The organism is Ornithinibacillus jepli (genome assembly GCF_047228935.1).
In the GTDB taxonomy this organism is placed as follows: domain Bacteria; phylum Bacillota; class Bacilli; order Bacillales; family Amphibacillaceae; genus Ornithinibacillus.
Genome location: NZ_JBFEGG010000001.1, coordinates 1,219,842 through 1,245,260, shown reverse-complemented (window position 1 = coordinate 1,245,260; position 25,419 = coordinate 1,219,842). Strand labels below are relative to the sequence as shown.

The 25,419-nt window shown below is 34.4% G+C and carries 24 protein-coding genes, 6 tRNA genes and 1 other annotated feature; of the genes, 28 read left to right on the top strand and 2 right to left on the bottom strand.

The features are described 5' to 3' along the window. Positions 1-95: 95 nt before the first annotated feature. The 15 genes from era (at position 96) to AB1K81_RS06445 (ending at position 15,681) form a co-directional block, all read left to right on the top strand. The gene (gene era, locus AB1K81_RS06515) at positions 96-998 is read left to right on the top strand and encodes a GTPase Era (RefSeq protein WP_412975811.1); all 903 of its coding nucleotides are present in this window, start codon (positions 96-98) and stop codon (positions 996-998) included. A gap of 176 nt (positions 999-1,174) precedes the next feature. Next, positions 1,175-1,321: a YqzL family protein gene (locus AB1K81_RS06510; protein ID WP_412975810.1), complete on the top strand. Its 147-nt coding sequence runs from the start codon at positions 1,175-1,177 to the stop codon at positions 1,319-1,321. Positions 1,322-1,348: 27 nt separating this feature from the next. After that, complete coding sequence (gene recO, locus AB1K81_RS06505) at positions 1,349-2,092, top strand: DNA repair protein RecO (RefSeq protein WP_412975809.1); 744 nt, start codon at positions 1,349-1,351, stop codon at positions 2,090-2,092. Between the two features lie 55 nt (positions 2,093-2,147). Beyond that, positions 2,148-2,322, top strand: a binding site (T-box leader). 110 nt (positions 2,323-2,432) lie between these two features. Then, positions 2,433-3,311 (top strand): glycine--tRNA ligase subunit alpha, encoded by an 879-nt coding sequence (glyQ, locus tag AB1K81_RS06500; protein ID WP_412975808.1) that lies wholly within the window; start codon positions 2,433-2,435, stop codon positions 3,309-3,311. Then, on the top strand, positions 3,311-5,395 hold the full coding sequence (glyS, locus tag AB1K81_RS06495) for a glycine--tRNA ligase subunit beta (protein WP_412975807.1): 2,085 nt from the start codon (positions 3,311-3,313) through the stop codon (positions 5,393-5,395). The genes glyQ and glyS overlap by 1 nt, the downstream gene beginning before the upstream one ends. 170 nt (positions 5,396-5,565) lie before the next feature. Further along, on the top strand, positions 5,566-6,195 hold the full coding sequence (gene ccpN / locus AB1K81_RS06490) for a transcriptional regulator CcpN (RefSeq protein WP_412975806.1): 630 nt from the start codon (positions 5,566-5,568) through the stop codon (positions 6,193-6,195). A gap of 19 nt (positions 6,196-6,214) precedes the next feature. Beyond that, positions 6,215-7,015 (top strand): pyruvate, water dikinase regulatory protein, encoded by an 801-nt coding sequence (locus tag AB1K81_RS06485; RefSeq protein WP_412975805.1) that lies wholly within the window; start codon positions 6,215-6,217, stop codon positions 7,013-7,015. A gap of 460 nt (positions 7,016-7,475) precedes the next feature. Continuing rightward, entirely contained in the window at positions 7,476-9,284 is a 1,809-nt protein-coding gene (gene dnaG / locus AB1K81_RS06480; protein WP_412975804.1) for a DNA primase, read from the top strand. A gap of 28 nt (positions 9,285-9,312) precedes the next feature. Further along, a complete protein-coding gene (rpoD, locus tag AB1K81_RS06475) occupies positions 9,313-10,434 on the top strand; it encodes an RNA polymerase sigma factor RpoD (RefSeq protein ID WP_412975803.1) in 1,122 nt (373 codons plus the stop codon). A 91-nt stretch (positions 10,435-10,525) separates the two neighbouring features. Continuing rightward, positions 10,526-11,077 (top strand): hypothetical protein, encoded by a 552-nt coding sequence (locus AB1K81_RS06470; protein ID WP_412975802.1) that lies wholly within the window; start codon positions 10,526-10,528, stop codon positions 11,075-11,077. A 76-nt stretch (positions 11,078-11,153) separates the two neighbouring features. Then, positions 11,154-11,519 (top strand): cytochrome c550, encoded by a 366-nt coding sequence (cccA, locus tag AB1K81_RS06465; RefSeq protein ID WP_412975801.1) that lies wholly within the window; start codon positions 11,154-11,156, stop codon positions 11,517-11,519. A gap of 77 nt (positions 11,520-11,596) precedes the next feature. Beyond that, positions 11,597-12,310, top strand: a complete 714-nt coding sequence (locus AB1K81_RS06460) for a tRNA (adenine(22)-N(1))-methyltransferase (protein WP_412975800.1) — start codon at positions 11,597-11,599, stop codon at positions 12,308-12,310. Continuing rightward, positions 12,291-13,421, top strand: a complete 1,131-nt coding sequence (locus AB1K81_RS06455; protein ID WP_412975799.1) for a Nif3-like dinuclear metal center hexameric protein — start codon at positions 12,291-12,293, stop codon at positions 13,419-13,421. Before AB1K81_RS06460 ends, AB1K81_RS06455 begins: the two co-directional genes overlap by 20 nt. 38 nt (positions 13,422-13,459) lie before the next feature. After that, a complete protein-coding gene (locus AB1K81_RS06450; RefSeq protein ID WP_412975798.1) occupies positions 13,460-14,770 on the top strand; it encodes a DEAD/DEAH box helicase in 1,311 nt (436 codons plus the stop codon). A gap of 17 nt (positions 14,771-14,787) precedes the next feature. Continuing rightward, positions 14,788-15,681: a deoxyribonuclease IV gene (locus tag AB1K81_RS06445; protein WP_412975797.1), complete on the top strand. Its 894-nt coding sequence runs from the start codon at positions 14,788-14,790 to the stop codon at positions 15,679-15,681. A 45-nt stretch (positions 15,682-15,726) separates the two neighbouring features. On the opposite strand, the gene AB1K81_RS06440 is transcribed toward AB1K81_RS06445, so the two are convergent. After that, the gene (locus AB1K81_RS06440) at positions 15,727-16,011 is read right to left on the bottom strand and encodes a DUF2624 domain-containing protein (RefSeq protein WP_412975796.1); all 285 of its coding nucleotides are present in this window, start codon (positions 16,009-16,011) and stop codon (positions 15,727-15,729) included. Positions 16,012-16,182: 171 nt separating this feature from the next. On the opposite strand from AB1K81_RS06440, the gene AB1K81_RS06435 reads away from it, so the two are divergent. Beyond that, the gene (locus AB1K81_RS06435; protein ID WP_412975795.1) at positions 16,183-16,554 is read left to right on the top strand and encodes a hypothetical protein; all 372 of its coding nucleotides are present in this window, start codon (positions 16,183-16,185) and stop codon (positions 16,552-16,554) included. A gap of 14 nt (positions 16,555-16,568) precedes the next feature. On the opposite strand, the gene AB1K81_RS06430 is transcribed toward AB1K81_RS06435, so the two are convergent. Beyond that, entirely contained in the window at positions 16,569-16,919 is a 351-nt protein-coding gene (locus AB1K81_RS06430; RefSeq protein ID WP_412975794.1) for a hypothetical protein, read from the bottom strand. Between the two features lie 84 nt (positions 16,920-17,003). Here AB1K81_RS06430 and AB1K81_RS06425 point away from each other — a divergent pair, with 84 nt between their 5' ends. The 12 genes from AB1K81_RS06425 (at position 17,004) to phoU (ending at position 25,411) form a co-directional block, all read left to right on the top strand. Next, positions 17,004-17,639, top strand: coding sequence for an NfeD family protein (locus AB1K81_RS06425; protein WP_412975793.1), 636 nt, complete (start codon positions 17,004-17,006; stop codon positions 17,637-17,639). Between the two features lie 201 nt (positions 17,640-17,840). Further along, entirely contained in the window at positions 17,841-19,469 is a 1,629-nt protein-coding gene (locus tag AB1K81_RS06420) for a Na/Pi cotransporter family protein (protein ID WP_412975792.1), read from the top strand. Between the two features lie 215 nt (positions 19,470-19,684). Next, positions 19,685-19,759 (top strand) — tRNA-Asn (locus tag AB1K81_RS06415). An 8-nt stretch (positions 19,760-19,767) separates the two neighbouring features. After that, a tRNA-Met gene (locus AB1K81_RS06410) sits at positions 19,768-19,844 on the top strand. Between the two features lie 25 nt (positions 19,845-19,869). Continuing rightward, positions 19,870-19,945: transfer RNA gene (locus AB1K81_RS06405), tRNA-His, on the top strand. 8 nt (positions 19,946-19,953) lie between these two features. After that, a tRNA-Ile gene (locus AB1K81_RS06400) sits at positions 19,954-20,030 on the top strand. Positions 20,031-20,039: 9 nt separating this feature from the next. Beyond that, positions 20,040-20,132, top strand: a tRNA-Ser gene (locus tag AB1K81_RS06395). 52 nt (positions 20,133-20,184) lie between these two features. Continuing rightward, positions 20,185-20,257 (top strand) — tRNA-Phe (locus AB1K81_RS06390). Positions 20,258-20,407: 150 nt separating this feature from the next. After that, complete coding sequence (locus AB1K81_RS06385) at positions 20,408-21,019, top strand: superoxide dismutase (RefSeq protein ID WP_412975791.1); 612 nt, start codon at positions 20,408-20,410, stop codon at positions 21,017-21,019. Positions 21,020-21,140: 121 nt separating this feature from the next. Then, entirely contained in the window at positions 21,141-22,415 is a 1,275-nt protein-coding gene (locus AB1K81_RS06380; RefSeq protein ID WP_412975790.1) for an MFS transporter, read from the top strand. A gap of 68 nt (positions 22,416-22,483) precedes the next feature. Then, positions 22,484-24,616 carry a peptidoglycan D,D-transpeptidase FtsI family protein gene (locus tag AB1K81_RS06375; protein ID WP_412975789.1) on the top strand — a complete coding sequence of 711 codons (2,133 nt, stop codon included), beginning with the start codon at positions 22,484-22,486 and terminating at the stop codon, positions 24,614-24,616. A 135-nt stretch (positions 24,617-24,751) separates the two neighbouring features. Then, positions 24,752-25,411 carry a phosphate signaling complex protein PhoU gene (gene phoU, locus AB1K81_RS06370; protein WP_412975788.1) on the top strand — a complete coding sequence of 220 codons (660 nt, stop codon included), beginning with the start codon at positions 24,752-24,754 and terminating at the stop codon, positions 25,409-25,411. The last annotated feature ends 8 nt before the right edge of the window (positions 25,412-25,419 follow it).

Here is a 25,419-nt window from a genome sequence, read left to right as displayed (position 1 = left end):
TTGTCGATAACATGAAACTAGAAAGATTTTGTAGTATAATAGACCAAACATAGAAATGATATCGTAATAAGTAACTTCTTGGAGGAAAAACATATATGGAAAATAAATACAAATCAGGTTTTATTGCAATCATAGGACGTCCAAATGTTGGCAAATCAACATTTATGAATAAAGTAATTGGCCAAAAGATTGCTATTATGAGTGATAAACCACAAACGACTAGAAATAAAATACAAGGTGTTTTAACTAAACCTGATGCACAATATATTTTTATTGATACACCGGGAATTCATAAACCTAAGCATCGCTTAGGTGACTTTATGGTGAAAATTGCCGAAAATACTTTGAATGAAGTAGATGCTGTATTATTTATGATTAATGCGGATGAAGGATATGGTAAAGGAGACCAATTTATTATAGACCGTCTAGAACGAGTGAAAAGTCCAGTATTTCTAGTAGTGAATAAAATTGATTTAGTACATCCTGATAAACTACTTCCGCTTATTGAATTATATAAAGAAAAATATGATTTTGAAGAAATTATTCCAATTTCTGCTCTGCAAGGAAATAATGTTGATCATCTTTTAGAGGTTTTGAAATCTCATTTACCAGAAGGGCCACAGTTTTATCCAGCAGATCAAGTGACCGATCATCCAGAGAGGTTTATTATAAGCGAGTTGATAAGAGAGAAGGTATTACATCTAACTAGAGAAGAAGTTCCACATTCTATTGCAGTTGTTATTGAAAATATTGAAAAACGCGAATCAAATGCTATTTTTATACAAGCAGTTATTGTGACGGAAAGAAAGTCTCAAAAAGGGATATTAATTGGAAAACAAGGTAGCATGCTGAAAAATATTGGGAAAGATGCACGGAAGGATATTGAAGCATTATTAGGTTCTAAAGTGTATCTTGAACTTTGGGTAAAAGTTCAAAAAGACTGGAGAAATAAGCAGAGTCAATTGTTTGAATATGGTTTCCGCCAAGATGAATATTAGAGTTGGTAAAAATTATAACTAATTGTTTCTGACTTGAGTGGAAAAGATAAGTATATCCGGAAACATTGCTAGATTTTAATTAATAAGCATGAATTCCAGATTAAAGTAGGAAAAAAGCAGTGTTCTAACTTAGAAACTAATACTTTTAAAAGGTATAAAGAAAGGTGTGTTTTCTTGTGATCGACTTAGTATGGAAACTATTTAGTCAAACAGGAAATATTGAGACCTATTTACTGATGAAAGAGTTAGAAAGTGAACCTCATGAGCTAGACGATAGCTCTGAAAATAATCTGGAGAACTTACCGGTTGATACAAACATGTAGCATGCAGTATATAAAGGGGAAGTATGTATGCTAGAGAAAATTGATGGCATAATAATAAAAACTAAAGACTATGGTGAAACACATAAAATTATTACGATATTCAGTAAAAAAATAGGTAAATTTTCTGCTATTGCACGAGGTGCAAAAAAACCTAAAAGTCGAATGGCTGCCGTAACGCAGCCATTCATTTATGGACAATTTTTTGTATACCTTAATAAAGGTTTAAGTAATGTGCAACAGGGAGAAATTATTGAATCATTTCGACCAATACGGGAGGATATAATTAAAACAGCTTATATTGCCTATTTAATGGAATTAACAGATAAATTATTAGATGAGCAAACCCCTTATTTAGAAATTTACACACAACTTATGAAAACAATGGAATGGATTAGTGAAAATGAAGATGTAGATATTCCAATCATGATGTATGAAATGAAATTGTACCGTGCAGGAGGTTTCGCCCCTACAGTACATATCTGCACAAATTGTGGTGGGAAAAATGCACCTTATACTTTTTCCATGGTAGAAGGTGGATTGCTTTGTTCGAAATGTCATTACCTTGATCCTGAATCGATAGGCTTATCAAATTCAGTTGTAAAGCTGTTATATATTTTTTCTGCAATTGGCATTGAAAGAGTAGGAAATGTATCCGTAAAAGATGAAAATAAGCAATTATTAAGGAATTTATTAGATAATTACTACGATCGTTACGGTGGATACTATTTAAAATCAAGAAAGTTTCTTAACCAATTGGATAAGTTAAAATAATATCCAAAATGTTGACAAATGTTATTTATATACAGTAATATGATACATATTCATTAGGAATGTGATGAAAGAGAAGAGTACTTTCTGTTCAAGTTATAGCGAGTCCAGGATGGTGTAAGCTGGATACATTGACAGTTAGGAATGGCGCTCTGGAACATGTACAAATAAAGTGGCTTTATTAATTGATAAAGCAAATAGGGTGGAACCGCGGATTAAAACCCGTCCCTATGTCTATAAGCTAATTATAGGCATAGGGACGGGTTTTTATATTTTCTTATCTCTGTATTACTTAGAGAATCCGGCAAAAAGAGTAATTTAAGAATAAATGGAGGTAGTTTGGATGAATATTCAAAATATGATACTAACTTTGCAGAAGTTTTGGTCAGAACAAAACTGTATATTAATGCAAGCTTATGATGTGGAAAAAGGTGCTGGAACAATGTCTCCTATGACATTATTACGAAGTCTCGGACCAGAGCCTTGGAGAGTAGCTTATGTAGAACCTTCGCGTAGACCAGCAGATGGTAGATACGGTGAAAATCCAAACCGACTTTATCAGCATCACCAGTTTCAAGTAATAATTAAGCCCTCACCAGATAACATTCAAGATCTATATTTGGATTCCTTAAAGGCTTTAGGAATAAATCCACTGGAACATGATATTCGCTTTGTAGAGGACAATTGGGAAAATCCAACACTAGGTGCGGCTGGTCTCGGTTGGGAAGTTTGGTTAGACGGTATGGAAATTACACAATTTACGTACTTCCAACAAATTGGTGGACTAGAAGCAAATCCAGTCACGGTTGAGTTAACTTACGGAATTGAGCGTTTAGCATCTTACATTCAGGATAAAGAGAATGTATTTGATTTAGAATGGACAGAAGGATTTACTTATAAAGACATATTTAAACAACCTGAGTATGAACATTCCAAATATACATTTGAAGAATCTAACGTTGATATGCTTTTTAAATTGTTTACGATGTACGAGGAAGAAGCACAAAAAACAATGGAAAAAGGTCTAATTTTCCCAGCTTATGATTATGTACTCAAATGTTCTCACACCTTTAACCTTTTAGATGCTAGAGGTGTAATCTCTGTTACAGAGCGTACCGGTTATATTTCAAGAATTAGAAATTTAGCTCGAAATATTGCGAAGGCATATGTAGAGGAAAGAGAACACCTTGGTTTTCCTATGCTTAAAAAGGAGGATAAATAATGGCTAAGAATGTGTTATTTGAAATTGGTCTAGAAGAACTTCCAGCTCGATTTATAGATGATGCTCAAACACAACTTGAAAACAAAACAATTAATTGGTTGGAAGAAAAACGTATCTCTTATACTTCAATCCAAACTTTCTCCACACCTAGAAGACTTGCAATTCTCATTCAAGGCATGGATGAAAATCAAGCGACAATAGAGGAAGAAGCGAAGGGGCCGGCAATTAAGATTGCAAAGGACAAAGATGGTAACTGGACGAAGGCAGCTATTGGTTTTACTAGAGGCCAAGGGAAATCTGTAGAAGATATTTATACGAATGATATTAACGGTACTACTTATATTTTTGTAAAAAAAGTAATTGAAGGTAAACCAGTAACAGAGATTCTACCTGAATTTAAGAGTATTATTGAGACAATCCAATTCGGAAAAAACATGCGATGGGGCGAGCAGTCGATGAGATATGCTAGACCAATTCGTTGGTTAGTAGCATTATACGATAATGAAGTAATACCATTTGAAATTGCCGGTGTTCATACGAGCAATACTTCATTTGGACACCGATTTTTAGCTGCTAGTGTGACGATAACTAATCCATTAGCTTATAAAGAACAAATGAAAGATAACTTTGTTATTGTTGATTCTAAAGAAAGAGAGAATTTAATTTTACAAGGAATTAAACAAGTCGAGAATCAAGAAAAATTTTCCGTCCCAGTAGATGAAGATTTATTAGAGGAAGTCAAAAATTTAGTAGAGTATCCGACTGTTTTTGTAGGTTCGTTTGAGGAAGAATTTTTGGAACTACCGGAACAAGTGCTAATTACTTCTATGAAGGAACATCAGCGTTATTTCCCTGTTAAATCTCAAGAAGGAGAATTACTTCCAAATTTTGTTGGTGTTCGAAACGGGGATAACGATAACTTAGTTACTGTAATTAAAGGTAATGAAAAAGTATTAAGAGCACGATTATCAGACGCTCAATTCTTTTATGAAGAAGATCAAAAGAATTCTATCGAGTTTTATCAGGAGAAATTAAAGAATGTAGTATTCCAAGAGAAACTAGGAACAATTCATGAAAAGGTAAATCGTGTCGTTCGTATTTCAAAGAAGATAGCTGAAGTATTACATGTCAAAGAATCTGATAAAGAACATATTATCCGTGCAGCAGAAATAAGTAAATTTGATTTAATGACTAATATGGTCAATGAATTTACTGAACTTCAAGGTATAATGGGTGAAAAATATGCCCGGATTTTTGGTGAAGATGAGGCTGTTGCAGTTGCTATTAAAGAACATTATATGCCTACAAGTGCAGGTAGTAATCTACCGGACACTTTAATTGGTTCAATTGTAAGTGTTGCAGAGAAGTTAGATACCATTGTAGGGTGCTTAGGTGTAGGTCTAAAACCATCCGGTTCAACAGATCCATATGGATTACGCCGTCAAGCAACAGGAATTTTACGTATTGCGAATGAACGCGGGTGGGAGATCAAAGTAGTAGATTTATTTAACATCGCAGTTGAATTATTTGCATCTCAGAACATTAAGGATTTTGATATTAAATTAGTACAACAAGAGTTACACGGCTTCGTTCAACAAAGAGTAGCCTTTGTACTAAAAGAAAAAGGTATAGAGCAAGATATTATTCAAGCGATAACTAATGAAGAAATTGGGGTTATGTCTGCTATTGTTCAAAAGGCAAGCATCTTATCACTAAAGCGAAATGATGAAAGCTTTAAACCGATTCAAGAGGCTTTGGTCCGTGTGTTAAACCTTTCTGGAAAAACTACTAATATAGAGGTAAATCCTGCTTACTTTGAAACGAATTCAGAAAAAGCATTATATCAGGCATATGAAGAGGTTAAAACAAATTACCAAACGCTATCAGATAAAGAGGATTACGAGGGAGCATTTAAGCAACTGGAGAATTTAGCAAATCCAATACATCTATTTTTTGCACATAATATGGTTATGGCGGATGATGAAAAATTAAAAAATAATCGCTTAGCCTTATTGAATCGTATTGGTATATTATTGAATAGCTTTGCTAACTTAAATGCTATTGAGTGGAAGCAACATTTTTAATTAAATGGATATACTAATTTTTCTTTCCGGTCTATGTAGGCTATAATATTATTAGAAATAGTATGTCTTTTAAAAATTTAGGTAAGTGAAAATCCAAAGATGCATAGCTTCGGGCGTTTCAAAACGAGCGCCCTACGCTTTTCTTTTAAACCGTTGGGTGGTGTGGAATAGTGGAATTATCCAATCGTCAAGAAAAAATAATAGAAATTGTTAAAAACAATGGTCCAATTACAGGTGAGCATATTGCAGAACAATTGAATCTCACTAGAGCTACATTACGTCCAGATCTTGCTATATTAACTATGGCTGGATTTTTAGATGCAAGACCTCGAGTTGGCTATTTTTACACTGGGAAAACTGGCTCAGAATTACTTACAGAAAAAATTAAAAAGTTTAAAGTTCATGAATATCATTCGATACCAATAGTCGTACAAGAGAGTTCTTCTGTATATGATGCAATCTCCACTATATTTTTAGAGGATGTAGGTACATTATTTATTGTTGATGAGAATTCATGTCTAACTGGAGTTGTATCGCGTAAAGATTTATTGCGTGCAGCTATTGGGAAGCAGGATTTAAGTGCTCTTCCTGTTCATATCATTATGACTAGAATGCCAAATATTACGGTATGTAGGAAAGAAGACTTATTAATTGATGTGGCCAAAAATTTAATTAATAAACAAATTGATGGGGTACCAGTAGTAAAGGATACACCAAATGGATTAGAAGTTGTTGGTCGAGTAACGAAAACAACAATTACTAATGTATTTGTGGAATTAATTTCAAGTAATCAAATCTAGCCCTAGGGGGATGATGCGAATGCATACGAAAAAGAAAGTTTTTGTTTTGTCTGATTCTGTTGGGGAAACGGCCGAGCTAGTTATTAAGGCTGGATTAAGTCAGTTTACATATAGTCTTGAAATTCAACGTATTCCTTATGTGGAAGATAAACAGACAATCGATGAAGCGTTAAATCGTGCAAAAGATGCTAACGGTATTATCGGGTTTACTTTAGTTGATCCAATATTACGTGATTACTTAAATGAGAAAGCATCAGAAGTAAATGTTGAAGCAATTGATATAATGGGCCCTATGTTACAGGCGATGGAAAGATTCTTCAATAAAAAACCTCGTCAAGAGCCTGGGCTTGTTCATAAATTAGATGAAGATTATTTTAGAAAAGTTGAAGCGATTGAATTTGCAGTAAAGTATGATGATGGTCGAGACCCAAGAGGTATCTCTAGAGCAGATATAATTTTGATTGGTGTATCCAGAACTTCAAAAACTCCTTTATCTCAATTTCTTGCACATAAACGTTTAAAGGTTGCTAACATACCGATAGTGCCCGAGGTCGAACCTCCAGAGGAGCTGTTCATGGTGGATCCGAAGAAATGTATTGGATTAAGGATTGAACCAACAAAACTAAATGATATTCGAAAAGAAAGATTAAAGGCTTTAGGACTTGGCAATCAAGCAACATATGCTAATATCAAACGAATTCACCAAGAATTGGATTATTTTGATAAAATTGTGGATAGAATTGGATGTAGAGTGGTTGATGTTTCAAACAAAGCAGTGGAAGAAACTGCTAACCACATTCTAGGTTTAATAAAAGAATAATTTGGTGTTTTAGGAGCATTACCTGTAGGGAATGCTCTTTTATACTGGTTTAAAAGTGATATTTTTTTAAAGAACCGCATATTTTAATAGTAATTTTCAAGAAAATGTATTATAATAAATTTTTGTGTAAAAATAGTTGATATTGTATACAATAGTATAGGGTCACTATATAAGATATTCTGAAAAATAAAACATTCATTTTAAAGAAGGAATCTGCATTTTTTTGTAGAATAGTATTATAAGACTAATTAAATATAGTCCAGGACTATATATTTTTAGGATAATATGGCACAACTACCTTCATGCAACTCAAGATGACTTCAATATCCTTCTAAGAGTTTTCTCAAAATAGAAGGTATTTTTTTCGACAAACACAAAAAAGTTGTCGAATTATGAAGGAATTTATTAGGGGGATATCGAATTAATATAAATATGAAATCTTAAAGATCTGGTGGTTTATATGGCGAACCAAATATCTGAAGAATTAATTGAACAAATTCGAAGTACTAATGACATTGTTGATACGATTGGAGAATATGTTCAATTAAAGAAACAAGGCAGGAATTATTTGGGGCTTTGTCCGTTTCATGGTGAGAAAACTCCTTCTTTTTCAGTCTCACAAGAAAAGCAAATTTTCCACTGTTTCGGTTGTGGAAAAGGTGGAAATGTTTTCACTTTTTTAATGGAAATTGAAAGTTTTAACTTTTATGAAGCAATTAAACATCTTGCTGAAAGAGCTGGTATAGAACTTCCAAATGATGCCATTAATCAAGAATCATCGCTATCTAAGGAAAGCCAACAAGTACTTTCCGCACATGAATGGTTAATGAAACTTTATCATCATCTAATTCGATATACTAAGGATGGTAAACAAGGCTTAGATTATCTTCAGGAAAGGGGAATTACCACTGAAGCGATTGACACGTTTCAACTAGGTTTTGCTCCAAATACGAAAGATTTTATCGCGACGTTTTTAGAAAAAAAAGGTTTTCATCCGCAAATGCTGGTGAAATATGGTCTACTCGTTAGAGGGCAGGATGATTCCGTCACGGACCGATTTAGAGGTAGAGTAGTTTTTCCGATTAGGAATCACTTGGGGAAAACAGTAGCTTTTGGAGCAAGGGCGATGGAGGGACAAGAACCGAAATATTTAAATAGCCCTGAATCGGATTTGTTTCAAAAAGGGAAAATGTTATACAACTTTGATTTAGCTAAAAAGCATATCCGAAAACAAAATGAGGTTGTATTGTTTGAGGGTTACATGGATGTTATTTCTGCATATCAATCTGGGGTTCATAATGTTGTGGCAACAATGGGAACGGCCCTTACAGAAATCCAAGCGAAGCTTCTTGGGAGATATGCGGAAACCGTAATAATTTGTTATGACGGTGACAATGCAGGAATTGAAGCTACATACAAAGCTGCTAAGTTACTTCAACAAACAGGTTGTCAGGTGAAAATAGCTAGTCTGAAGAATAACCTTGATCCTGACAGTTATATAAAGGAGTTTGGTGGAGATGCTTTTAAACGAGAGGTATTAGAAGCAAGTCAAACATTTATGAGCTTTTATATGCAGTATATAAAAAAGGATTATAACCTAAGTCTAGAAGGCGATCGAATAGAATATGTGGAAGAAATTCTCAAAGAACTAGCTAAAATAGAAAGCTCAGTCGAAAGAGAATTCTATTTGAAGGAACTAAGTGCCGAATTTAACATCTCAGTTCAAACCTTGCTTGAAGAAATAGAACAACAAAGACAAAAACTAGGTGCTGGCAAGGATAAGTGGGAAAAAGACAGATATACTAATAAAGTAGAAAAGTCAAGGGGTAAATTATTACCAGCTTATCATAATGCTGAAAGACAGCTTTTGGCATATATGCTTCAGAACCGGACCATCGCAGATAAAGTTCAAGAGGAAATTGGCGTTTCATTTAATATTGATGATCATAAAATTATTGCTACTTATTTATACGCGTTTTATGAAGAGGATAATCCTGAAAGTGTTAGTATGTTCATTGAGCGAATAACGGATGAGAAGTTAAGAAAAGTGGTTATCGAACTGGCGTTAATTCCTACCCAAACTGACATAAGCGATAAAGAGATTAATGACTATATACAGATAATTCGTAATGAAAGTAGTACAGGGGTAAGTATTAAACAACTCAAAGCTGAACAACGATTAGCTGAACAGCAGCAAGATCCAATTAAAGCAGCTCAAATAGCACTAAAAATTATAGAATTACAAAGACAAGTTAAGCATTTAAATTGATTCAAGTAGTATGGAAGGAGGGGGACTCATGGCTGACAATAAAACTTCTCAAACAAAAGATAATGAGCCTGAGTTAACTTTAGAGCAAGCCAAAGAACAGCTTGTTGAAATTGGTAAGAAACGAGGCGTTCTTGCCTACGAAGAAATCGCTGATCGCCTTTCAAGTTTTGTGATTGAGCCTGATCAAATGGACGAATTCTACGAAAACCTTGCTGACCAAGGTATAGATGTAATAGGTGAGTCTGATGATGACCCTAAAATGAAAGAAATTGAAAAAGAAGAAGAATTTGATTTAAATGACCTTAGTGTACCATTAGGTATAAAAATCAACGATCCAGTAAGAATGTACTTAAAAGAAATTGGCCGTGTAGATCTATTATCTGCAACTGAAGAAATAGAGTTAGCAACTCGCATCGAGCAAGGTGATGAAGAGGCTAAGAAGCGGTTAGCTGAAGCTAACTTGCGATTAGTTGTAAGTATCGCTAAACGGTATGTAGGTAGAGGAATGCTTTTCCTAGACTTAATTCAAGAAGGGAATATGGGATTAATTAAAGCCGTCGAAAAGTTCGACTATCGAAAAGGATTTAAGTTTAGTACGTATGCTACTTGGTGGATTCGTCAGGCAATTACTCGTGCAATTGCAGACCAAGCAAGGACAATCCGTATACCGGTTCATATGGTCGAAACAATTAACAAACTAATCCGTGTTCAAAGACAGTTACTTCAAGATTTAGGACGCGAACCTACACCAGAAGAGATTGGTGAAGAAATGGATTTAACCCCAGACAAAGTTCGTGAGATATTAAAAATTGCTCAAGAACCAGTATCACTTGAAACGCCAATTGGCGAAGAAGATGATTCCCATTTAGGTGACTTTATTGAAGATCAAGAAGCTATCTCACCATCTGACCATGCTGCTTATGAATTATTAAAAGAGCAGTTAGAAGATGTACTAGACACCCTAACTGACCGTGAAGAAAATGTTCTTAGATTACGATTTGGTCTTGACGATGGTCGTACACGTACATTAGAAGAAGTTGGTAAAGTGTTTGGTGTAACTCGAGAAAGAATTCGTCAAATTGAGGCTAAAGCACTTCGTAAGCTAAGACATCCTAGTCGTAGTAAACGATTAAAAGACTTTTTAGATTAAATCGGTTAGTCATTGGTCATGAATCTAGAGCAATGACTTTCCTTTCTTTTTTTAGTAATGTAGCTGTTTATCTGCATTGGGGTGATGTGGTTTGGCAGATGATCGTACTCGTACAATTGTAAAAGAAATCAAATATTGGAAGGATCATAAATTACTTCCTGAATCACAGTGTGATTTCTTACTTGCCTTATATACAAAAGGGGAAGATGAAACGATATACGATAACAAGATATCGAAATATAAGGCTTCCCTTTATATTCAACTTACTTTGTTAGTATTGATGGTACCGTTTTCATTTCTTGTAGTTTATTTTACTCAATTTAAATTCATTTTGCAACTGAGTATTTTAGTTCTTTTTATAGGATATGCTTTTTTAGTATTCCGTTACCTTTATAAAAGAAGCCTTAAATTCGTACATATCTCGATTATTGTACCGCTTATTATGCTGTTACTCTTGACAGATTTAGTGTTAGATATGCTTCATATCAATCAGTATTTAACCATCATATTTTTTCTTATTAATTTTGTTTGTTGGTTTTTATTAGGTAGAAAATTACAATATAGATATTTGATGGCTTCTAGTGGTTTGGCAATTTTTATTTTATTGTTCTTAAACTTTTCACATCTTTTTTCTTTCAACTAAAGCGATTTTCATATAGAATAGATATAGCTATGTGGAATATTTTTTTATTCCGGGGATACATAAGGAGGAAATACTAATGAAACGAAACCCATTAATCCCCTTTGCAATGATTGCAATTGTAGGGATACTAGCAGTAATTATTATTTCATTTGTAGGTATTAATCAAAGGGATCAGATTGCTGGTGGCGATGAAGGACAAGCTGAAGAAGCAATTATGGAAAATCCAGAGGAAATTTATGAAGCGAATTGTATGAGCTGTCATGGGGCAGATCTTTCTGGTGGTTTGGGTTCTGATTTAAGAACTATTGGAGCTGATAAATCATTAGATGAAATTCAAAATATCATCACAAATGGTACAGAAGGCGGTATGCCTGCGCAGCAAGGTACATTAGCTGAAGAAGAAATAGCCATCATTTCAGAATGGTTAAGTGAAAAGAAATAAATAGTGTCGGGGAAAGCTTTCTGATATAATACAGAAGGCTTTTCTTTTATATATCGATGTATAATTGGAGGTTACTCATGACTGAAGAGATTAAACTGTCCAGAAGATTGTTACAGGTTGCTTCCTATCTTCCAAAAGGAGCAATTTTTGCTGATATTGGTTCCGATCATGCATATCTTCCTTGTTATGTCTGTAAACAGGACCCTTCAGCACGTGCTATCGCTGGTGAAGTAAATAAAGGTCCTTTAGCTAGTGCAAAGGAAACTATCCATACATATCAATTAAGTGATGTTATAGATGCTAGGTTAGGTGATGGGCTTTCTGTTCTACAACAAGATGAAGTAAAACAACTTGTTATTGCGGGGATGGGAGGAGCATTAATTCGTTCTATCCTTGAAAATGGAAAGGATAAGCTGGGTAGTGTTAATCTTATCATTGCACAACCAAATGTGGATGAAAGGAATGTACGCAGTTGGTATTTGGACAATGGCTATATAATAGAAGATGAAGCTATTTTAGAAGAAAATGGACACATTTATGAGATTATTGTTGGGAAAAAAGTTGAAGATACTTATTCACTATCTGAGCAACAATTGCTCTTTGGACCAATCTTACTAACAAAAAGAAATGCATTATTCAATAAAAAATGGAATTCCGAACGTAATAAATTAGTACGTATCATAAACCAAATGAAAAATGCAAAGGAGAAAGATACAGTAAAAATAGGTCAATTTGAAGAACAGTTAAAATGGATAGAGGAGGTACTTCGTAATGGCTCAAACGATAACTAACTCTGATATTTTTAAATTAATGGAAGACTTTGCACCGAAATCATTTGCTTACGATTGGGATAATGTAGGGTTGCAAATAGGGTCACATACTAAACCAGTAAAAAAAGTCATGATCACTTTAGATATACTAGAATCAGTAGTTGATGAGGCAATCGAGAAAAATGTAGACCTAATCATCGCCCATCACCCAATATTATTTAAACCATTAAAACAACTAAATCTTGATAGCTGGCGGGGAAGAATTATTAAGAAGCTTATTCAACATGATATTACCGCTTATGCAGCACATACAAATTTGGATGTTGCAAATGGTGGAGTTAATGATATGTTAGCTGATTTAATTGGAGTTGAAGATAGAGACATTCTAGTAGAAACAACTCGTGAAATACTGTATAAAGTTACTGTCTTTGTGCCTGAAACACATTTGGAAATGGTAACAGATGCACTTGCAAAAGAAGGTGCAGGTCATATTGGCAATTACAGTCATTGCACATTCCAAACAAAAGGAATAGGTACGTTCATCCCCTTAAGTGAAGCAAATCCCTTTATAGGTAAGCAACATGAACTTGAAAAGGTACATGAGATTAAGGTTGAAACAATCGTACAACAATCAATCTTGTCTCGCGTATTAAAAACAATGATTGCTGCTCATCCTTATGAAGAAGTTGCATATGATGTATACCCTTTAGAAAATGATGGGGAGAAGTTTGGCATTGGAAGAGTTGGAAGATTAAAGGAACCAACTACTTTAGAAGCCTTTGTTAACGTGGTAAAAGAGGCATTAAATATAGAAAATTTACGTGTGTCAGGCCGTTTGGACCGTACAATAAAAAGGATAGCTATTTTAGGTGGTAGCGGTGAAAAATATATATATCCTGCATTACAAAAGAAAGCGGATGTTTTGATTACTGGTGATATGTCTTTTCATTTTGCACAAGAAGCGATAGAAATGGGAATTTCTGTTATCGATGCGGGGCATTATATAGAACAAGTAATGAAGTCTGGTACGAAAAAATATTTAGAGCGAAAAATAAAAGAAGATGCTACCATAGACAAATCACTTGAAATAATCATTTCGGAGACGAATACAGACCCATTTCAATATCGATAGTAATTTAGTTTAGGTGAGGCACTAAAAGGAGTTTTTTTATGAATAGAACATTTAAATCAATATCATTACAACCAGGTATATTAGACGTGATAGAAAAATTAGAATTTCAGCAACCAACTGAAATTCAGCAGAAAATAATTCCTGCTATTCTGAAAGGTCAAAGTGTAATTGGACAATCCCATACAGGCTCTGGGAAGACACATTCGTTTTTACTTCCTATATTTAACCAACTAGATGGGAGCAAAAATGAAGTACAAAGTGTCATTACTGCTCCTACGCGTGAACTAGCAACACAGTTATATGATGAAGTAAAAAAGATTATCAAACTTGCTGGCAAGGAAGAAGAGTGGAAGGCGAAGTTGTTGGTCGGTGGTACTGATAAGCAAAAAATGGTTGGCAAATTAAAAGAGCCTCCTCACATTATAGTTGGAACTCCAGGACGTATTTTAGATTTAGTTAAGGATGAGGCAATTACCATTTATTCTGCCAATTCATTGGTAATTGATGAAGCCGATTTAATGCTTGATTTAGGGTTCATTGAAACATTAGATCAACTGTTAATTCGTTGCAAGCAAGGTATACAATTAATGGTATTTTCTGCAACTATTCCACAACGATTGGAACACTTCTTTAAGAAATATTTGGAAAATCCACTTCATGTAAAAATAGCAAATGAATTGTCACCTGAAACAATGGAGCATCGTTTAATCGCAGTTAAACATCGAGATGAAGCTGAAATTATTTTTCAAATTTCGGAAGCTATCAATCCTTATATCGCGATTATATTTACTAATGGTAAAGAGAATGCCGATAAATTACATGAAAAGCTATTAGAAAAAGGTCTGAACGTGGGAATTATCCACGGTGGACTGCAACCTAGAGAAAGAAAGAGAATATTAAAAGAAATACAAAGTCTTAAATATCAATATATCGTTGCAACAGATTTAGCATCTAGAGGAATTGATATTAAAGGGGTAAGTCATGTTATAAACGCACAACTACCAAAAGAAGAAGAATTCTATATCCATCGTGTTGGAAGAACAGCAAGGGCTGGAATGGAAGGGACTGCAGTTAGTCTCTATCGAGATGAAGATTTAAAACTTATAGAAAAGCTCGAACAAAAGGGATTGGAATTTGTCTTTTATGATGTAAGAAATGGTGAATGGAAAGATGCGAAGGCTTGGAATGAAAGAAACCTTCGGCTTAAGACAACGACTGAAGTTGAAAAAGAAGCATGGAAAAAAGTTCGTAAGCCGAAAAAAGTAAAACCTGGTTACAAGAAAAAAATGAAAAGACAACAGGAATCGATTAAGAAAAATTTAATTAGAGGTAAAAATAAAAAGAAATAATGGGGGAGAACATCGTCATGTTAAAAATAGGTTCACATGTATCAATGAGTGGAAAAAATATGCTTCTTGCATCGAGTGAAGAAGCGGTATCCTATGGTGCCAATACATTTATGATTTATACGGGTGCACCTCAAAACACTAGAAGAAAGCCGATTGAAGAATTAAATATTGAAGCTGGACTTAACCATATGGCAGAAAACGGAATTGACGATATAGTAGTCCACGCACCATACATTATTAATATCGGGAATAGCACGAAAACAGAAACTTTTGAATTAGGAGTTAACTTTCTGCGGAGTGAGATAGACCGAACAGAAGCAATTGGTGCGAAACAAATCGTTCTTCACCCGGGTGCACATGTTGGGGCTGGTCCTGAGGAAGGAATAAAAAAAATAATTGAAGGTTTAAATGAAGTGCTAGGTAGGGATGATAACGTACAAATTGCCTTAGAAACTATGGCAGGGAAAGGCTCCGAAATTGGTAGAAACTTTGAAGAAATTGCAGAAATAATAAATGGTGTTACCCATAATGATAAATTATCTGTATGCTTTGATACTTGTCATGTCCATGATGCTGGTTATGATATTGTTCATGATTTCGATGGGGTATTAGAACAATTTGATAAGATAATTGGTGTCGACAGAATAAAGGTTGTACATGTTAACGATTCTAAAAATGAACGTGGTGCACATAAAGATCGTCATGAAAACATTGGATTCGGACATATTGGCTTTGATGCATTACATTACATTATTCATCATCCGCAATTACAATCGTTACCAAAAATTTTAGAAACCCCATATGTTGGTTTGGATAAGAAGAATAAAAAGGCACCATATAAATTCGAAATCGAAATGATTCGTAATGGATCATTTAATCCTGACCTACAAGAAATTATTATGAACCAATAAATAGAAAAAGCTACCTTGTAAAGGAAAATCCTTTAAGGTAGCTTTTTAATTAAATAAGTGCTCTAGCCCATATGATTTGATTAACTCATGGAAAAGTTTGTTTGCCTTTAATGCTGTTTGTCGGTCAGTAATTTCACTTAAATCTTGAAGCATTTTCTCCCTTTCTTTACTTTCAAATGGATTGAGTCTTTTTGTTCGTACATAGGTGGCTATATCAGTAGCTTGTTGTCGTGAAATGGAAAAACCATATTGCCCTGAATATTCGATTACATCTTCTGGTGTAATTTGCCTCATTTTATTGAGGATAATTTGTTTTATAAAGATTGACATGTAAACACCCCTCTGTACAACACTATATGCTGAAGTGAAGTAAATAACAACTTGTTTATCACATTATGATGTAAAATAGACTTTTCCCTATGGTGGTAAAAAGTAACATTATAAGATTTGTTTTTAATCATAAACTATAATTGCACCTCATCACTTAGAAGGAGGTCAATTATGGACGATAAAAATCGTACCAACAACGTTGAGAATGCTCCAAATCATGGTGAAGATGATTACACTTCCCGTCATACAGATGGAATTTTCAGTAGTCGTGACGAGGAAACTGCTGCTGAATTAACTGCAGATGATTACAGAAGAAATGTTACAATTGACGAGGATAAAACGGAAGCTAACACGTCAATTGGTTGGATTGCACTAGTGTTGTCAATCGCATCATTCTTCTGGGCACCGATTCTTTTGGGTGGTGCTGGGATAATTGTCGGGTTTATAGCGAGAAGTCGCAATGCGAATACGCTTGGTAATATTGCGATCGTTGCTGGAGCAGTCTCTATATTGATTACACTGTTTATATTACCTTTCGTTTAGAAGAAGAGGCTAGGTTAATTCCTGGCCTTTTTCTTTTTGATTTCCTCATATTTAGGGAAAAAGTAAAAGTGATTTTGCTTAAGTTTATTTGGATCAACATTTGGATTCAATGAATAGAAATCGGCTAATATATCTCCTGTATTATAATTTTCCATATTAGGATTGAGTTGCTCTATCACGGTTAGTACTGTATCGCCTGATTCAATTTTTACTTTAATAACGTCAAAGCGACTATTGGTGCTCATGGAGTTACTTTCGTTTTCACCTGTATTATTTGATGTGTAAGTATTTGTTCCAACATTCAAATCTTTATAGATACTTATTAATAATAGTATAATAAAAATATAAAGAATGAGTTTTTTCATGATTTACTCCTTATTATGAAACCATTTTATATGTATAACCGTATGTAGTAGAAAGTTTATTTTACTTTGGAGAGGGAGAAGAATATGGAAATATTTTCTCAAGAGTGGATTGCACTAGTTATTACTGGATTAGCAACTTTATTTTTAATAGGTGAAGTATTAGTTAATATGCGTGGTATTTTTGCTTTATTAGGTATTGGATTTATTACCGTATATTTCTCAGTATATTTGGAAACTAACTCCCTTATTCTTATGCTTGTCATATATTTTCTTGGTATAGCACTAATTGTTATTGATGGAAAAGTATTAAATGATGGAACCCTCGCTACTATAGGTGCTGCAAGTATGATTGCAGCAGTAGCATTACCGGCTCCAAATTTCGCTGCAGGAGCCTACGCTGTACTTGGTGTTCTTTTAGGAACAGCAGGATCACTTTTCTTCTTAAAAGTTTTCAAGCGTAGAGATATGTGGAATAAAATAACGTTAAAGGATAAATTAACGAGTGAAGCAGGGTATAATTCTTTAAATGATGAGTACAAAGCGTTATTACACCAAGAGGCAGTCACTTTAAATGATTTGCGTCCCGTTGGAACGATAAAAGTAGGAAATAAAGATTATAGTGCCGTATCGAATGGGCAGTGGATACCTAGAGATACTAAAGTCCTCATTACACAAGTAGATGGTACGAAAATACTAGTAGAACCAAAAAATAATCCTTAAGGTCAAATCTTAAGGATTATTTTTTTACATTTAACACACAATAATTTTATTGAGATAAAATTATATTAATAATCCCTAATGTAAATTTTATGTAAAGTTTTTAATAATTCCTTTACAAAACGTTTGATTTTATAAATAATAGTTAGGGTGTGTTTTTATTTGGGAATACATAAAAGAACTTATTAAAGGGGCGAATATCCATTGGAAATAGATGTGCAGACACTGATTTTTGAATTCATCGGTGGTTTAGGTATTTTTCTTTTAGGTATTAAATATATGGGTGATGGATTACAAAAATCAGCTGGAGATCGGTTGCGTGAAATTTTAGACCGGTTTACAAGTAACCCATTTTTAGGAGTACTTGCTGGTATAGTAGTAACGGTCTTAATTCAAAGTAGTTCAGGTACGACAGTCCTTACAGTTGGATTGGTTAGTGCTGGTTTTATGACGTTAAGACAAGCTATAGGTGTTATCATGGGTGCAAATATCGGCACAACGATAACGGCATTTATTATTGGAATTGATGTTGGGGAATATGCTTTGCCGATTATTGCTGTTGGTGCGTTAATAATCTTTTTCTTTAAACATCAAAAGTTTACAGCAATTGGGCAAGTAATCTTTGGCTTTGGATCCCTATTCTTCGGTTTAGAGTTAATGAGTAGTGGTATGAAGCCATTAAGAACTTTAGAAGCATTTCAAGAATTGACGATAAGCATGAGTGAGCACTCTATATTAGGGGTTGTAATCGGTACTCTATTTACTGTAATCGTACAGAGTTCAAGTGCAACAATTGGTATATTACAAGGTCTGTATGCTGAAGGAGCAATTACTTTAAAGGCTGCTTTACCGGTTCTATTTGGGGATAATATCGGTACAACGATTACGGCTGTCCTGGCTTCTTTAGGCGCTACAGTTGCTGCTCGTCGCGCTGCTTTTGTTCATGTGATTTTTAACTTAGTAGGAACAACAATATTTTTATTATTATTAAATTTATTTACGCAATATGTTATTTATTTACAAAGTCATTTTTCACTAAACGAGGAAATGACTATTGCGTTTGCACATGGAAGTTTTAATGTGTTAAATACTATTATCCAATTCCCGTTTATAGGACTTCTAGCTTGGATAGTTACAAAGCTAGTTCCTGGTGAAGATACAACGATTGAGTATAAGCCGAAACATTTAGATCCCATCTTCATCCAACAATCTTCTGCCCTTGCATTAGACCAAGCAAAAGCAGAAGTGGTACGTATGGGTGAATATGCCTATCAAGGAATGGAAGAGACTAGTTTATACCTTTCAACTAACCAAACAAAGCATGCTGATATGGCATTACAAATTGAAGGGGCATTAAACAGTTTAGATAGGAGTATTACTGATTATTTAATCGACATCTCTGGTGGGTCTTTATCAGAATTTGAAAGTGGAAAACACACTATCTTAATGGATACTGTAAGAGATATAGAAAGAATTGGCGACCACTTTGAAAATATTGTAGAGCTAATTGATTATAAAATCTCTAACAAAGTTATCATAACTGATAAAGCACAAGAAGATTTAAATAATATGTTTGACTTAACAATGTCTACTGTTAAACAAGCAGTCAAGGCTCTTGATACGAACAATCGTGAAGAAGCTTTAGCAGTAGTTCAAAAAGAAGATCAAATTGATAAAATGGAACGTAGCTATCGGAAAAAGCATATTATTCGTATGAATGAAGGGGATTGTAGTGTATCTGCAGGTATAGTCTTTGTAGATATAATCTCAAACCTAGAAAGAATTGGCGACCATGCAGTTAATATTGCAGAAGCAGTATTAGGGGATCAATAAAAATAAAGGGAGGTATCAACCTCTCTTTATTTTTTTAAATTTTTTATTGATATTTTTATTTAAAGGTGATATAGTAATTATTGTCGTTTTCAATACACCCTTTTTTAATACATATTTTAATTGTAAAATAGTTGTTGACACGAATGTTTGAACATGTTATATTATATCTCGTGCCACTTAAATAGTAGACAAGTTAACAACTTATTATGAATTATTCCACAGTAGCTCAGTGGTAGAGCAATCGGCTGTTAACCGATCGGTCGTAGGTTCGAATCCTACCTGTGGAGCCAAAAAAAATGGCGGCGTAGCTCAGCTGGCGAGAGCGTACGGTTCATACCCGTGAGGTCGTGGGTTCGATCCCCTCCGCCGCTACCATTACTATCATTTGTTTAACATCATGGCGGCCGTGGCGAAGTGGTTAACGCACCGGATTGTGGCTCCGGCACTCGTGGGTTCGATTCCCACCGGTCGCCCCATATATAAAGGACCCTTAGCTCAGTTGGTTAGAGCTATCGGCTCATAACCGATCGGTCGCAGGTTCGAGTCCTGCAGGGTCCACCATGTATACTCGGAGGTATACCCAAGTCTGGCTGAAGGGATCGGTCTTGAAAACCGACAGGCGGGTCAAACCGCGCGGGGGTTCGAATCCCTCTACCTCCTCCATACATATTATTTTGATTTTAAAAAAAATATTGAATTAACAACATAATATTTAGGCTTGGTAGCTCAGTCGGTAGAGCAATGGACTGAAAATCCATGTGTCGGCGGTTCGATTCCGTCCCAAGCCATCATTTCAAACAAGCACTTTGCTTGTTTTTTTGTTGTAAAAGGATAATTAATGGGCAAATAATTTGCAAGAACTGGAAACCTCTGATAGTCTTTCATGTAAAGGGTGATATACCCTTGAATAACATATATTTGAAGGAGGATATTTCGAAATGGCAAAATTTGAATTACCTGAATTACCTTATGCATATGATGCATTAGAGCCAACAATTGATAAAGAAACAATGAACATCCATCATACAAAGCATCATAATACTTATGTAACAAACTTAAATGCTGCTCTTGAAGGGCATTCTGATCTTCAAGATAAAACACTTGAAGAATTAGTAAGCAATCTTGATGCATTACCTGAAAGCGTTCGTACAGCAGTACGTAACAATGGTGGTGGACATCATAATCATAGCTTATTCTGGAAAGTTCTATCTCCAAATGGTGGCGGGGAGCCAACTGGTGAATTAGCTGATAAAATTAACGGTAAATTTGGTAGCTTCGATAAATTTAAAGCGGAATTTGAAAATGCTGCTAAAACTCGCTTTGGTTCAGGTTGGGCATGGTTAGTAGTAAGTAACGGTGAACTTGAAGTAACAAGTACTCCAAACCAAGATTCTCCTTTAATGGAAGGTAAAACTCCTATTTTGGGACTTGATGTTTGGGAGCATGCATACTACTTAAATTATCAAAATAAACGTCCTGATTATGTAGCTGCATTCTGGAATGTAGTAAACTGGGATGAAGTAACTAAAAACTATAACGAAGCTAAATAAAACTTTATTGGTAAACTTAGAGGAGGACACATAGTGTTAAACTATGTGTCCTCCTCTTTATTTTGTATATCTATATTTGAATTGCTTACACTAAGGAAAGAGAGAAAAGGGGCAATTCAATATGCAAAAAACCTTACAGTATGTTTTTGGGAAAACAAAGGTAAATAGGGACCTAATACTATTATTAGTAATCGGTGGATTATATTCACTAGGAATTTATTTATCCAATACTTTTGTAAATGTCTACTTATGGAAACAAGCAGAAGGTAATTACTATACGATAGCTTTTTATAATTTAGCCATATTTATTTTTCAACCACTTACTTTTATAGCCGCCGGAAAAATTGCGAAAAAAGTGGACCGAGTAATAGTATTAAGGTTAGGTGTTATCTTTCTATCGCTATTTTTTTTAATGGTATTAATAATAGGTGACAAAGCAGCATATTTTAATTTTTTGTTAGGAAGTTTATTAGGTATTGGATATGGTTTTTACTGGTTGGCATTTAATGTACTAACCTTTGAAATAACAGAACCGGAAACTAGAGATTTGTTCAATGGCTTTCTAGGTGTATTACAGTCTTTAGGGGGAATGGTTGGACCATTCAGTGCTGGTTTCATCATTTCTAAAATGCCTGCAAATATAGGGTATAGTACGATATTTACTACTTCTTTCATTTTATTCATTTGTGCTGTAGCATGTAGTTTTTTTCTAAAAAGAAGACCTGCAGAAGGTGTATATTTATTTGCAAGGGTAGTAGCAGAAAGAAAAAATAATAGAAACTGGAATAGGATATTAAATGCTCACATTTTTCAAGGGTTAAGAGAAGGTATTTTCCTATTTGTTATTACGATTTGGGTTTATATTGTAACGCAAAGTGAGCTTGCACTTGGTATGTTTAACCTCTACTTCTCGGGTTTTTCATTTGTCTTCTATTTTTTGGCTACTAAATTTATTAAACCTTCAAAACGCAAAAAAGCGATACTCTTGGGTAGCTTAATGCTATTTCTAGCATTGTTTATTATCATTTTCCACGCAAGCTATGCTACTTTAATTATATATGGAATTATTATCGGGATTGCATATCCAATTGTGAATGTACCTTATCTATCGATGACTTTTGATGTAATTGGAAAGGCATGGAAAGCTGGTGAATTACGGATTGAATATATTGTTGTCCGTGAGTTATTTTCTAATATTGGCCGGGTAACTTCTATTATAACCTTTATTATTAGTATTTCACTATTTGATAGTGAAAAGATTATCCCAATATTATTAATCATTTTTGGTTCGATGCATTTAGGAGTATATATATTTGTAAGGAATATTTTTCTGACGGGTACGAATAAAAAGGATGTTCTTATAAAAGATCAAGTGACTGATGAAAATAATCGTTAAACTCCTCACGTATAAATGGTATAATAAAAAGATAATGAAACCATAGAATTTTGTAATGGGGGAGAGAAATGAAGAAGGAAAAAAAACAAAAAGCGCAGCTTCCCTTTCGATTAAATATATTATTTTTCATCGTGTTTTTACTATTTGCTGTCCTAATTTTACAACTAGGTGTAGTTCAAATACTAAATGGGGAAAGTTTTCAAGAAGAAATTAATAGAACAACACAGGATACAACAAAGCTTCCAGTGCCACGTGGCGAGATTTATGACCGTAATCATAATGTGATTGCTAAAAATAAACCAATGTATGCCATAACATATACACCTCCTAAAGGTGTTCAAGCAAAAGATCGATTAGAAGTTGCCCAGAAGCTTGCACTTTACATCGATATGTTTCATCCAGATAAAGATGAAAAAGAAAAACAAATTAACAGAATAACAGATCGGGATAAGAAAGAGTATTGGTATGTGTTGAATCCTGATAAAGTGAAGGACAAATTATCGGTTGAAGAAGCTGCTGATATGGAACCGGCAGAGCAATATAAAGTGATTCTGGACAGAATTACCGAGGAAGAATATGATAATAATCTATCAGAGCAAGATCTTGAAATTATTTTGATTAAAAAAGAGCTTGATCGTGCTTATGCGTTAACACCACAAATTGTAAAGAGTGAAAATGTAACTCCGGAAGAATATGCAAGGGTTGCAGAACATCTCTCTGAATTACCAGGTATTAATGCGACTACTGACTGGGTCCGAGAATTTCCATACGATGATACATTCAAAAACATTATTGGAAATGTATCCACGGAAAAAGAAGGGGTACCAGCTGAAAACATAGATTACTATTTGGCAAAAGGATATAATAGGAATGACAGAGTAGGCTTGAGTGGACTTGAAGAACAATATGAGGATTTTCTTCGAGGTAGGAAAGAACAAGTCGAATATGAAATGAGTAAAAGTGGAGTGATTTTAGACTCAAACGTGGTCGTCCCTGGTGAGAGTGGAAAAGATCTTATTTTATCCATTGATATCGAATTTCAAAAAATGGTTGATGAAATTCTTAAAAGTGAATTAGAAGCAGAAACACAAGGTGGAGACAATAGATTTTTACGTGATGTCATGGCAGTTGTCATGAATCCTAACACGGGAGAATTGTTGGCTGTTTCGGGGCAAGGATATTATGATGATCCAAAGACAGAAGCCCGTGAAAAAAATGACATAGTTGATGTGGGATATAAAGCTCTATACGATGCCCATCGTCCTGGCTCTACTGTTAAAGGTGCTACCGTATTAGCAGGGTATGAATCAGGTGTAATCAATCCTGGAGATAGCTTAGTAGATAAACCGATTAAAATAGCAGGGACTGAAGAGAAAGGTTCTTGGAAAAATCTTGGCTGGGTAGATGACCTTAGTGCATTAAAGCAATCATCCAACGTATACATGTTCTTTATTGCAATGAAAATGGGTGGAGAATATAACTATGCTTACGATAAAGGAATCACTTTTAATCCAGCTGCTTTTACTAAAATGAGAAATTACTTTAGACAATTTGGGCTAGGGGTTCCAACAGGTGTTGATTATCCATATGAAGAAACTGGATTTGTTGGTCCGACTGACATAGTTGGTGCAGCAGGTTTATTTCAGGACTTTGCAATTGGACAATATGATACCTTTACAGCTATGCAACTAGCACAATATGTTTCAACTATTGCAAACGGCGGATATCGAGTTCAGCCCCATTTCTTAAAGGAAGTTCGGAATCCTAGTCTAGATGGTGAAAATCTTGGGTCTGTATATAAGACTGTTAACACAAAAATATTAAATAAAATAGTGATGGACGACAATTTAATAAATAGGGTGCAAGAAGGCTTCCGTCAAGTTTATCAAGAACCTGGTGGAACAGCTTATAACTATTTTAAAGAGACCAATTTTAATGCAGCGGGTAAAACAGGTACTGCAGAAAGTGATGTATATATTGATGGGGAGCATTATGAGACCATTAATTTAACAATGGTATCATATGCACCATATGATAACCCCGAAATCGCCCTTTCTGTTATAGTGCCTAATCTAGATGTTGACACTAATTCTGCCATTAACCATAATATTACACGCAGAATTTATGAAGCATATTTTAGCCTTAAAGAAAAACGAGATCAAGCTAATAATAATACCGAAAATGTTGATGAAAATGAGTAAGTATTTACCCTAAGACGAATAATGTCTTAGGGTTTTATTATACGAAAAATTTACAATATTTTTACATAAGGTTAATATATCTTTCATATTAAACCGTTAGGATAAGTATATGATGAAATGGGGGAGATCGATAGTATGCCAAGCAGAGAGCAGTTCCATTCTGAAATGGAAGAGTTAAATCAGGATATTATTCGAATAGCAAATAAAACAAAGAAAGCCCTTAGTAATTCAATTGACGCCTTATTTAACCAAGATATCGAATTAGCTAAGCAAGTTGTTAGTGATGATAAATTAATTGATAAAGAAGAAGCATCTATCAATGATAAAACAATTTTACTTATAGCGAAACAACAACCAGTTGCAACCGATCTTCGACGCTTAATTATAACACTACGGGTAGCAACCGATATTGAGCGAATGGGGGATAATGCTAAAAATATAGCTAAATCTACTATACGTTTAGGGAAAGATTATCAAGAAGAAATACCAAAAGAATTAAGGACAATGAGTAATACAGCGTTGGTTATGTTGGAAACGGCTTTAAGTGCTTTTCAGCAAGAAGATATTTCGTTCGCGCAAAAGCTAGCGGAGATGGATGATAAAGTTGATAAATTATATAAACAAGTCGTAACAAATATGCTTGGTAAAACAGCAATTAATTCTGAGGAAGTTCAATATTTGATGCAAATTGCTTTTAGTGCACGATATATTGAGCGCTTCGCTGATCATATTACGAATATTGGAGAGAGTATCTTATTTCTAGTAAAAGGTGAAATAGTAGATTTAAATGATTAAAAAAGAAG